Raw genomic sequence first — 12,320 nt, 5'->3', positions numbered from 1 at the left:
TAAAAGAATTCGTTTAGTCTAAATATTTCACGATTAAATTCCGCTACAAAACTCAATCACTACTCTAATTAGAAGGATATTTATCAGTTAAAACACCATTCAGATATAATCGCTACAATTTATATCTATGTAATTGTTTTAACTTATTTAATACTTTCCACGTTTTCATTAATTTAAACTTCACTTTTATTAATTTTTTTAATTCCTATTCCTGTAAAGCCATAAATAACTGCAATGATTGCACATATATAACAAGGAACTGTCCATATAAAGAAGTCATTAACACTTACATTTAATTGATGTGCATAGTATATACCTGATGTTCCCCAAGGTATTAAAGGCAATACCATAGTACTTGAATCTTCTAATGTCCGAGATAATACAGTTTGGGATAAATGTCTCTCTTCGAACATTTCTTTCATAAGTACCCCTACCATTATAATAACGATAGATGCGACACCAGCTGCAAAAACTAACATGAGACAACATACTACTGTTACTAATATAAGTGTGCCAACAGAATTCACACCTTTTGATACTGTTTTTAATAAAACATCTAGACAACCGGCTTTTTCAACAATACCAGCAAATGCGTACCCACAGAATATGGTCACGATAATTTCTGTCATACTCATCATGCCACCTTGTTCTATTAGTGCTTTGACACTATTTGAAACATGACTTTGATTTACCATAGTATGACTAAAACCATTAAAAGTCGCTTTGAAACCATCAACCATATTGAAATGATTGTTAAATGTTCCAACTAAAAGCGCACTTAAACTTGATATTAACATTGCAGGAACTGTAGAAATTTTTAATAGTAAGCATATTATAATCACAATTAATGGAATCCATACAAACATATTAATATTGTATACTTGAGTTAATTCATGAAGTAATTGCTTAATTTGCTTAGGATTTGTATGACTTTGATATTTTAATCCTGCAAAAAACCAGACAATTAATCCAATGATGGATGCAGGTATCGTAGTCCACATCATCGATCTAATATGTGAAAAGATATTGACTTTTGTAACTAATGCAGCTAAGTTTGTCGTATCTGATAGTGGTGACATTTTATCACCAAACACTGCACCAGCAATAATAGCGCCTGCAGCCATGCCACCTTCAATACCTAATTGGTTCCCGATTGATATCAACGCAATACCCGCAGTAGATGCTGAACCCCAAGCTGTACCAGTAGCTACTGATGTAATTGCACTAATGATAAAAGCAGAAACTAAAAAATAACTTGGATTTAAAAAATTAAGACCGTAATAAATAAGTGCAGGTACAGTACCGGAGAACATCCAACTACCTACAATAATACCCACTGCTAAAATAATAAAGATAGCCGGCATAGCTGTATTTAATCGTTTGGATATCCCTTCTTCCAAATCTTCCCAACGTAATCCTACCCGATAAGCAATACATGCTGTATAAGCTGAAGATATAAGTAATAAAACTTGAATAGGTATATTAAAGATGACAAATCCTGTTGTTACTACGATTACCATGACAATAATTGTAGATATAGACTCTAAAAAAGTTGGTTGTCTTTTCATATATCTAAACCCCTTTACTTTTCTTTTTGAAACAAGACCTCTTTCCTTTCCATATTTTTTAAATCACTATTCTAAATCTAATTTATCTAATCCTAATTCCTCTACTGTTAGCCCATCTTCGAAGAAATCACGTTCTAGAATGGTAGAAGCAATGACAATAACTGCATCAATATTAGGCGTAGGTACATCAATCACACGTCCCAAGCTAGACCATAGTACTAACCCATACGCAATATCTTCTGTTAAATATCTATTTTCTACATGATTGGGACCAGGAATTTGAGAAAATACTGGACTCGTGTTAAATAAACGATTTAACGGTTCATCCTCATCTTTGCGTTCTAAATAACCTCGTTGAATTCTAGATTCTTTAGCAGTTTCTAATTCAAATCCTAATTTACGTCCTAGATTCAAACGTTCTAATTCAATACCATGAAGTAAACGAACTGTATGCTTTGTAATTCCCTCTTTATATAGCGAGAATTCATCTGCATAATCAATGCGTCCAACATTTAATAAAGTAGGCCCTGGATGAACCTCTGGATTACCATTTTCTAAATTTGTTTTAAGTAAACTTTCCTCTTTAACCAAATTGGGATAAATTTGTGAAACTTTATCATAACTGTCATTTAATTCTTCTCGATTAAATGTAGAGAAATATACTCTGCGCACATTCAACGATAAATCTACACGTGCTTCATTAAAATCAACGCGTGTACCATAAGTTAATGTATTAGCTTCAGCAAAATGTGGCATGACATCAATATGTCTATCTTCAAGTACATTCATAAAGCGTATAGACGCCATTGATGCAGCAATATTAAAGAATATCAGTTGATCATTTGTGACATGATAAGACATCACTTTTGCATAATATTCAATAAATGAAGATGGAATAATGACTTGTATAATATCTGCATCCTTCATTACATATTCAATATCATCACTTATATCCGTGAACTGAATGAATTTTTCTTCCCCTTCATTATTAAAATCAAATCCACCTTTTTCTATTGCTTTATTGAATTTTTCTAGAGACTGGTTACGACAATACAATTTAACCTCATGACCTTTATCCACCATATCTAGTGCAGCTGTAACAGCACCATTACCTGAACCAATAATTGCTATTTTCATTAAAATCCTCTCTCTTTCTTAATCTTTTTCTTTCATTAAAAAAGCGGGACTGAAATGACTTTTATAAAAAGATTTCTTAGTCCCACTCTATTTTTCAATCTTGCTACAACGCCTAAATACTAAAATCATTCATTATAGATGTAACAATCATTTTTAATTGGTCAATTATGTTTGAGTATTAGAATTGGGTATAATTAACGTCTCACTTACTTTCAACCCATGACCTTGGAATAATTTTATATATCCTCATTTTAAATGAATTAAACCTTTAAATGAACAATAACGTATATCATGTTATTAGTAAATCTAAAAACTTATTTATCAATTTATAATTATTTGATATAGTAAAGATGTAATAAATTTAATTTACATATAAAATGGAGGTAATACCATGACAGAGCACAATCAGAATGATGTTTTACATCATCAAACATCTGAAGTAATAGATTCAGATAACCAAGAATCACGATTAATGGCTATGTTAATCTATTTATTAAGTTTATTCAGTGGCTTTATTGGGCCGCTTATCATTTGGATTATCAAACATAAAGAATCTCGTTTCGTCAATAAAGCCGGTAAAAATTACTTAAACTATGTTATTTCATATACAATTTGGACAATTATTATATTAGTTGTTATGTTAGTGCCATTTTTCATAGGTTTAAGCATGGGTACTGATACCTCTATGACTGTAGGTTTTATTATCTATATCATTGGTTTCATTATTATGATGGTTTTAGCCTTGGTTTCATTTATTTTCACTATTATTGCGTGTGTTAAATACTATAATGGCAATGAATATTTAATTCCACTTAGCATTAGATTTTTCAAATAGTCTCTAATGCATTTATTACAACTCTTTGTAATATTTATGATTGATGTTCATATATTAAATTAATTATAAATCAGTGTGTATGCACTTTGTAAGCGTTACAAACTTTTATTACCATGATTCTCGTTTATTACAGCGGGCGTCATGGTTTTTTTAATTTAATTACGATGATGTAACATTCCGCACAAGGTGATGATTTTCTGTTAAAGTTACTCTTGTCGTAAAAACGATAAAACTTAAATTGGTAAATGAAGATGATGTCCGGTTCGCTACGCCGTATCTTCTTACATATTAAAACCATACAAAATTCGGGAGGATATTTATCATGAAAAAAATCGCAACTATTACTACATTAACAGCAGGCATTGGCGCTGCATATTTCGGTACAACAGCTCATCACGCAGATGCTGCAGAATTTAATCAATCAAATAATCAATCATATAATTATAATACAGCTCAAACATCTACTAGCAATACTACATCAGAAAGATCTACTTCAGGTAACTTATATACAGCTGGTCAATGTACTTGGTACGTTTATGACAAAGTTGGCGGAAAAGTAGGATCAACTTGGGGAGACGCTAGAAACTGGGCATCAGCTGCACAACAAGCTGGTTATACGGTTAATCATACACCAAAAGCTGGGTCAATTTTACAATCATCAGCAGGTGGTTACGGTCACGTTGCCTATGTTGAAAATGTTGGTTCTGACGGTTCAGTTACAGTTTCTGAAATGAACTATAACGGTGGACCTTTCTCAGTAAGCACACGTACTATTTCTGCAAGTGAAGCAAGCTCATATAATTATATTCATATCTAATTCATTTATGAAATATACATTTAAAGTCTGTAAGTGCTTTTAATTAAGCATTTACAGGCTTTTTTCTTTTTACAAATTATCCTCCTTTTCATTCCCTCTATTAAACATACGCTCTCCTTATATTAGTAGACATTTATAATTCAACGCTCTATATGCACTATGACGTTATACACTTCAAACTTTGCCCTCTTTCTCTAAATTTGAGAAAATAGTTTTATTATTATTTTATAAGGAGGACTGTGACTTTGAAATGGTTAAAAGTCATTCTAGCAGGACTAGTTGAAATCATATGGGTTACTGGACTGAATAATGCTGATTCAATATTAAGTTGGTTATTTACACTTATCTTTATCATTTTAAGCTTTTATCTCGTCATCGATGCTACGAAATCTTTACCAGTTGGTACAGTCTATGCGATATTCGTAGGCATAGGAGCAGCTGGTACTGTGATCGTCGATATGCTATTTTTCGACCAACCTTTTACATTTATGAAAATATTATTAGTTACTTTATTAATCTTAGGTATTATAGGTTTAAAACTTTCCACAACGGATGATGTTGAAGGAGGTAGCAAATAATGGCTTGGGTGTATCTTTTAATCGCAGGTTGTTTAGAGGTGATTGGTGTTATATTAATGAATGAATGGTCTAGAACTAAATATAAAATTTTCATTTTTCTCATTGGCATTGCCTTTGTCTGTAGTTTTAGTACATTAAAACTATCAATGATAGATATTCCAATGGGGACGGCTTATGCTATCTGGACAGGTATTGGTACAGCTGGGGGTACGATTATAGGTATGATCTTTTATCATGAATCAAAAAATATCATACGTATCCTATGTATCATACTTATACTTGGATCGGTCATAGGATTACGTTTAATCAATTAACATAATTTACTACTCATATGTTTATTCATTGTTTAGCGTATTATCTTTTTATATACTGTTGATAAAAGGAGTGATTAGGATGGAAAAAGTATTTATCGCAGGTGCAATTCCAGAGGTTGGTTTAAACCTTCTCAAAGAACATTTCGAAGTAGAAATGTACGATGATGAAGGATTAATTAGTAAAGAAGCATTAATGAATGGTGTCAAAGATGCCACTGCATTAGTAAGTTTATTATCAACTAATGTAGATAAAGATGTGATTGATAGTGGTAAAAATTTAAAAATCATTGCTAACTATGGTGCAGGTTTTAATAATGTAGATATTGACTATGCACGTGAGAAAGATATTGATGTGACAAACACGCCGAAAGCTTCAACCAATGCTACAGCTGATTTAACCATTGGTCTTATCTTAAGTGTCGCGAGACGTATTGTTGAAGGTGACGAGTTATCACGTACTAAAGGCTTCGATGGTTGGGCACCCCTATTCTTTAGAGGTAGAGAAGTTTCTGAGAAAACCATTGGCATTATTGGATTAGGAGAAATTGGTGGTGCAGTTGCAAAACGTGCACGTGCATTCGATATGGATGTTTTATATACTGGACCTCATCGTAAAGAAGAAAAAGAAAGAGATATCGGCGCTAAATATGTTGATTTAGATACATTACTTGAAAACGCAGACTTCATCACAATTAATGCTGCCTATAATCCTGATTTACATCACTTAATTGATACTGAACAATTTAAAAAGATGAAATCTACAGCGTATATTGTTAATGCTGGCCGCGGTCCAATCATTAATGAACAAGCGCTTGTAAAAGCCTTACAAGATCAAGAAATTGAAGGTGCAGCATTAGATGTATATGAATTTGAACCTAAAATTACAGATGAATTAAAATCACTTAAAAATGTTGTACTTACACCACATATTGGTAATGCAACATTTGAAGCAAGAGATATGATGGCTAAAATTGTAGCAAATGATACAATTAAAAAATTAAATGGCAAAACGCCGCAATTCATTGTTAATCCTCAACAGTAAAACAAAAGGCAATCCAAATCACTGATATGATTTGGATTGCCTTTTTACTTATATACTATTTTTCTTTAGATTTATAAAGAAATTTAGTTTGATTTGAAGCAATTTTATTCGGTAATATTTTCATCATTGTATTTCTGCATTTGATCATCAAACTGTTACGATATTGCGCAATCTTACCAATTTTACGTGATTTTTTAATCACTTTTGCTGTATGATTTACTCTTAATTTATCATATCTTTCTAATGCTTCATTGAAGTCATATGATTTTAAACAGTTGGCTAATACAATTGCATCTTCCATGGCTTGTCCTGCACCTTGACCCATATTAGGTGTTGTTGCATGTGCTGCGTCACCTAGTAAAATAGTACGTTCTTTAACGAAAGATTTTAGTGGTTTCATATCATAAATATCGTTTAAAATAATGCCTGTTTCACTTTGTTTATCTAATATTTGTCTTACAATATTTGGATAATGATTAAATCGTGCTTGTAAATGTGGCTTACCAAATGATTGGTATTTGACATCTTTTTCTTTAGCGTTGATTGTGATAAACCAATATGCTTGGTTATCAATTAATGGCACAATACCCACGCGTCCTTGTTTACCCCAAAATTCTTTAGCTACATCCGCTTCATCTAAATGAATATCATCGACTAGCCCACGGAAGCATGTATAACCTTGATATTGAATCTTACTTTGGCTATCAATAGCTTCTCTAACTGTTGAATGTATACCATCTGCACCAATACATAAATCAAAGGCTTCACTTTCTTGTTCTATAAAATGAAGAATGACTTTTGAATTACTGTTATCTATTTTGGTTACGTCATGTTTTAAATAAATACTGTCTTGTTGTACATAAGATTGAATAATACTGATTAGTGTTTGACGAGATAATGTAACATTAAGTGTATCTCGCTTTAAATGTGCAGTCATCAATGGTTTATTATGCTCATCAAGCGTTTGCATTGATGTTAAATTCTGACCCGCATTTTTTATACCTTTCGCTAAATCGTGGTTGTGTAGTTTTTGAATGACATTGTCACCAATACCTATTCCCGCACCCAATTCTCTAATTGCATCATTTTTTTCGAAAATTTTAACTTGATGACCTTGTTCTTGTAATAGTGCAGCCGCTGTTAATCCACCGATCCCTGCACCGACAATTGCGATTTTCATATGATTCCACCTCAACATTGTAATTCTTATATATTTTATCACATCTCATACATTTACAAAATTGAGTAAACAAAAGATATGTTTGCCACAATAAAAAGAGTATACCGCTTGCTTTCAAGCAGATACTCTTATCAATTTATAATTTAAATGTAATAATCTTTTCGAACTTTGTCTTTTTTGATTCCAAATTGTTCGTAATATTTCTTCATTATTTTTGCTATATTGTCAGCCCAGTGTATGTCACTTGCATATTGATTCTGTCCTGGTGTTTTCGGGTTCCATCTCATTTGATAAAGTGAAATTTGTTGATTTTCAAAATATTGGTTTCTTACAAATTTTGCCCCACCTAAAATCGCCTTTCGTGGCGATGTCCAAGCTTTCTTTTTGGCATAACTTTTACCAGTATGTACCGCATTCTCATCAAATGCACCGATACCATAAAAATTATAGTAATTGTGTTTACCATCTTTGATTCCATGTGCCAATTCAGAGTCACCATTTCCAGTTTCCACAATTGCATGGCTGATTAAATATATAATATTAACTTCATATTTATCTTGAGCATCTATAAAACTTTGCCCTTGATCCTCTAAAATCCCTTTTCCTTTGAGCATTTTATTAACTTCTTCTTTTGACATAGGTACCTTTTCGGAAATATCCATATATTTGAGTTTATTATCACCATGATGAATTGACATTGCCTTTTTAATGTCATCTTCATTTGCTTTTTTAAACTCACCATGATCTTCTTTCATATTAAGTACGCCTTTATTTTGTTGACGTGAGACCGCTTCGTTAAAAGACACACGTTTATCATTATTAAATAAATTAGTATCAAAAATAATATATAGTATTCCGAAAACGATCAATAGTAAGATGATAATAATAGTACTAACACGGGACTTACTCATTTTCTTCATTCAATAAAAGCTCCTATTTTAACTATTTAGACAAAACGACATATGCGATTACAATTGCTATGACAACGATAAAAAATGATACATTAATTGCAATCTTCATACCTGTTCTATCACGAAATAGTACATTAAATATTACTAAACTAATAGCCAACGATACCGCAAAAAATGTGATGGCTAATATCAACTTCAACATTATTAAAAAGATGATACCAATCACTAATAAAACATTAGATACGATAGCCATAGCCTTTAATATATTGGGATTAATCATATGACACCTCTATTCACTTAAAATAATACTTATCCTACATGATACATGATTTAAATTGTAAATGTCGACATAAAGAAATAAGGTCAGAACATGTGATGGAAAATGAATCATCCATCATGCTTTTGACAAACCTGTTCATCAAAAGTTGTTTGTTCTGACCTCTTCTTATATCTAATCTTCTCGAGACATACCTTTTAATAAATTAAGCATGTAAGTGATACTTCTATTCATATCATCATCTTTAAGAACTCCTAGCAAGCTTCGAACATTCGTTTTGGAATGGCTACTTGCTTGATTGGCTACATGCATACCTTTATTAAGTCTATTGAGCATCTCACTTAAGTCTTTAACATTTAAGTCGCCAAGTAAAAATACTAAAGATGCCATATTAGATAATAATCCAGTATAAATATCTTTATTTAATTCGACTGCAAATTTATTAATAATGACTTGTCTACCTTTAATACCACCAGATAGTGCGTCTAATAATTTCGCTTCGTCTAAAACTTTAACTAATCGAATTGCTTTCATGATACTATCTTTATTCTCAGATATTGCATCTAACACTTCATTGAGATTATCTGCTTTGACTTGTGCATCTGACTTTTCCATGCGTTTAATTTGAGTTATTCTTTCTGCCATCAGTCATTCACCTGATTTCCTGGGAAAATATAGTCTGGACGCGCCCATTTTTTATCAACTCTGACACTATATTGTGGATTACGTTGTTTGTCTACACGGAAGTTAGTTGGATTTAACGGTGATTTACCACGTTTAGTAATCACTTCCATTCTTGCACTTGTACGTTTATACGATGGTGTATCTGTGTCTGGATCTACATCACTATTAGTAAGTAAGTTGATTGCACCCATATCGCCATTTTCTAAAGCATCATTATTTAATGGAATGTAAATTTGTTTACCACTAACGCGATCTGTAACATGTACCGTTAACGTAGCTTCGCCAGTTTCAGAAATTAATTTAACTTGTGCACCTTCATGAATGCCTCTATCTTCAGCAAGTTCTGGTGAGATTTCTACAAAGGCATTAGGCACTTTATATTTAATCATTTCAGTTTGATATGTCATGTTGCCTTCATGGAAATGTTCTAATAATCTACCATTATTAACATGCAGGTCATACACTTCATCTTCTTTAAAGAAATTATCGAATGTTAATGGATAAAGTTTTGCTTTACCGTTATCAAAGTTAAATCCATTTAAATATAGTAATGGCTCATCTGTACCATCTTTATGCACTGGCCACTGTAAACTATTAAAGCCTTCTAATAAGTCGTAACTTACACCTTCATATAATGGTGTCACACGTGCAATTTCATCCATAATTTCGCTTGGATGTTTGTAATTCCAGTTAAATCCTAAACGATTTGCGATTAATTGGAAAATTTTCCAATCTGGTTTAGAGTCACCTTTAGGATCAAGTGCTTGGTATAATCTTTGGATTCGACGTTCAGTATTGGTAAACGTGCCATCTTTTTCTAATGACGGACTGGCTGGTAATACCACATCTGCATAAGTTGCTGTAAAAGTTAAGAATTCGTCTTGAACAACCATAAAGTCTAATTTTTCAAAGGCTGCTTGAACAAAATTGATATTAGAATCAACTATTCCAGTATCTTCACCATATAAATATAGTGAATTAATTTCACCATTATGAATACCTTCAATCATTTGATGATTATCTCGACCTGGTTTCTTATTTAATTCGACACCGTATTCTCTTTCGAATTTCGCACGAACATCATCATCAACCACTTTTTGATAACCTGTAAATTGGTCAGGCATACTACCCATATCGCTACAACCTTGAACGTTATTATGTCCACGTAATGGATATGCACCTGTACCTGGTTTTCTATAGTTACCTGTTACCAGTAATAAATTTGAAATGGCAGTACTTGAATCACTTCCGATATCTTGTTGTGTGATACCCATTGCCCAACAAATAGATACTGATTCTGCTTTAGCTACTTCTTTAGCAAAGTTAATCAAACGTGATTGAGGGATACCTGTAGCTTCTTCTGCAAATGCCATCGTAAATGGTGCTAATGATTCATAATATTTCTCAAAATCATCTACCCATTCGTCTAGGAATGCTTTGTCATGCAGGTCATGATCAATAATATATTTCGTTACAGCACCTAACCATACTAAGTCTGTACCTGGTTTTGGTTGATAAAATTCATCTGCACGTTCAGCCATTTCATGTTTTCTAATATCAAATACATGAGATTTTTGACCAAATAATTTTTGAGCTCTTTTCATTCGTGATGCAATAACAGGGTGTGCCTCAGCAGTATTTGTACCAATTAATACAGTCATCGCTGCTTTTTCAAGATCTTCAATACTACCTGAATCGCCCCCGTGTCCAACAGTTCTAAATAAACCTTTAGTAGCCGGTGCTTGGCAATATCTTGAACAGTTGTCAACATTATTCGTTCCAATAACTTGTCGTGCAAGTTTTTGCATTAAATATGACTCTTCATTTGTTGCTTTTGAAGAGGAAATAAATGCCAAATGATCAGCGTCATATTTGTCTTTAATTTGTTTGAAATTATCTGTAATAACATCTAATGCTTCTTCCCATTCAACTTCATGGAATTGACCATCTTTACGCACAAGTGGTTTCGTTAAACGTTGATCAGAATTAATATGTCCCCAAGAGAATTTCCCTTTCACACACGAAGCAATTTTATTAGCCGGAGAATCATGTGAAGGTTGTACTTTCAATACTTCTCTATCTTTAGTCCATACTTCAAATGAGCAACCTACACCGCAGTATGTACAAACTGTTTTGGTTTTGTTAATTCTCTCTTTACGCATTTCCGCTTCAGAATCAGAAATAGCAAATAATGGACCATAACCTGGTTCAGCCTTTTTAGTTAAATCGATCATTGCAGCTAATGAACCTGGTTCAGTATCTGTCATATAGCCAGCGTTACCTTCCATATTGACTTCCATCATAGCATTACATGGGCAAACTGTTGCACATTGGCCGCATGATACACATGATGATTCGTTAATAGGTACATCATTATCCCAAATAACTCTAGGATGTTCACGATCCCAATCAATACTGATTGTTTCATTTACTTCAATATCTTGGCATGCCTCTACACAACGTCCACATAAAATACATTGATTCGGATCATAGCGGTAGAATGGACCATAATCTTTTTCATATGGCTTTTCTTTATATTCATAAGTTTGATGTTGAAGCCCCCACTCGTCCATCGTATTATGAATTTCACAATCTCCATTGTTATAATCACACACTGTACAATACAACATATGTTTTTCTAAAATACGATCTAACGCTTCTTTTTGAGATGCTTGCACTTGATCCGTAGTTGTATTGACTGTCATTGGTCTATCAATTGTTGTGCCACAAGCTCTTTCTATTTTGCCGTCAATTTCTACAGTACAGGTATCACAAGTTTGAATCGGACCCATTGACTCGTTATAGCAAATGGCTGGTACGAACGTATCTCTCGAACGTATAAATTCAAGTAAGTTGGTACCCGGTTCAACCAAATAATCTGTACCATCTAGAGTGACGATTAAATGTTCTTTCATATTTTCACCCCATTATATATAATTCCGTATATGCTAACGTTATAATATCTAACTTCCATCTA

At 32.8% G+C, this 12,320-nt stretch carries 12 protein-coding genes; 5 read left to right on the top strand and 7 right to left on the bottom strand.

Annotation, left to right across the window (positions count from 1 at the left end; genetic code table 11):
* Positions 1-173 precede the first annotated feature (173 nt).
* Together nhaC and LPC11_RS03115 are read right to left on the bottom strand one after the other, a co-directional pair.
* Positions 174-1,568: a Na+/H+ antiporter NhaC gene (gene nhaC, locus LPC11_RS03120; protein WP_023373694.1), complete on the bottom strand. Its 1,395-nt coding sequence runs from the start codon at positions 1,566-1,568 to the stop codon at positions 174-176.
* A gap of 66 nt (positions 1,569-1,634) precedes the next feature.
* Positions 1,635-2,705, bottom strand: a complete 1,071-nt coding sequence (locus LPC11_RS03115) for an NAD/NADP-dependent octopine/nopaline dehydrogenase family protein (protein WP_002465508.1) — start codon at positions 2,703-2,705, stop codon at positions 1,635-1,637.
* 391 nt (positions 2,706-3,096) lie between these two features.
* On the opposite strand from LPC11_RS03115, the gene LPC11_RS03110 reads away from it, so the two are divergent.
* From LPC11_RS03110 to LPC11_RS03090, 5 genes are all read left to right on the top strand, one after another.
* Positions 3,097-3,540 (top strand): DUF4870 domain-containing protein, encoded by a 444-nt coding sequence (locus tag LPC11_RS03110; protein WP_023373696.1) that lies wholly within the window; start codon positions 3,097-3,099, stop codon positions 3,538-3,540.
* Positions 3,541-3,862: 322 nt separating this feature from the next.
* Positions 3,863-4,357 (top strand): CHAP domain-containing protein, encoded by a 495-nt coding sequence (locus LPC11_RS03105; protein WP_023373698.1) that lies wholly within the window; start codon positions 3,863-3,865, stop codon positions 4,355-4,357.
* 245 nt (positions 4,358-4,602) lie between these two features.
* A complete protein-coding gene (locus LPC11_RS03100; protein ID WP_041613676.1) occupies positions 4,603-4,935 on the top strand; it encodes a DMT family transporter in 333 nt (110 codons plus the stop codon).
* Positions 4,935-5,249 carry a DMT family transporter gene (locus LPC11_RS03095; RefSeq protein WP_023373702.1) on the top strand — a complete coding sequence of 105 codons (315 nt, stop codon included), beginning with the start codon at positions 4,935-4,937 and terminating at the stop codon, positions 5,247-5,249. The genes LPC11_RS03100 and LPC11_RS03095 overlap by 1 nt, the downstream gene beginning before the upstream one ends.
* Positions 5,250-5,328: 79 nt before the next feature.
* Positions 5,329-6,291: a 2-hydroxyacid dehydrogenase family protein gene (locus LPC11_RS03090; protein ID WP_023373704.1), complete on the top strand. Its 963-nt coding sequence runs from the start codon at positions 5,329-5,331 to the stop codon at positions 6,289-6,291.
* A 55-nt stretch (positions 6,292-6,346) separates the two neighbouring features.
* On the opposite strand, the gene LPC11_RS03085 is transcribed toward LPC11_RS03090, so the two are convergent.
* The 5 genes from LPC11_RS03085 to fdhF form a co-directional block, all read right to left on the bottom strand.
* Entirely contained in the window at positions 6,347-7,471 is a 1,125-nt protein-coding gene (locus tag LPC11_RS03085) for an FAD-dependent monooxygenase (RefSeq protein WP_104681535.1), read from the bottom strand.
* A gap of 143 nt (positions 7,472-7,614) precedes the next feature.
* Positions 7,615-8,391 (bottom strand): N-acetylglucosaminidase, encoded by a 777-nt coding sequence (locus LPC11_RS03080; protein WP_107566375.1) that lies wholly within the window; start codon positions 8,389-8,391, stop codon positions 7,615-7,617.
* Between the two features lie 22 nt (positions 8,392-8,413).
* Positions 8,414-8,662 (bottom strand): hypothetical protein, encoded by a 249-nt coding sequence (locus LPC11_RS03075; protein ID WP_023373709.1) that lies wholly within the window; start codon positions 8,660-8,662, stop codon positions 8,414-8,416.
* Positions 8,663-8,833: 171 nt separating this feature from the next.
* A complete protein-coding gene (locus tag LPC11_RS03070) occupies positions 8,834-9,304 on the bottom strand; it encodes a helical membrane plugin domain-containing protein (RefSeq protein WP_023373711.1) in 471 nt (156 codons plus the stop codon).
* A complete protein-coding gene (gene fdhF, locus LPC11_RS03065; RefSeq protein WP_023373713.1) occupies positions 9,304-12,258 on the bottom strand; it encodes a formate dehydrogenase subunit alpha in 2,955 nt (984 codons plus the stop codon). The genes LPC11_RS03070 and fdhF overlap by 1 nt, the downstream gene beginning before the upstream one ends.
* Positions 12,259-12,320: the final 62 nt, after the last annotated feature.

The organism is Staphylococcus sp. HL28, assembly GCF_021117155.1.
GTDB lineage: Bacteria > Bacillota > Bacilli > Staphylococcales > Staphylococcaceae > Staphylococcus > Staphylococcus warneri.
The sequence above is the reverse complement of the archived record's forward strand: the minus strand, read 5'-3'. Positions and strand labels throughout refer to the sequence as shown.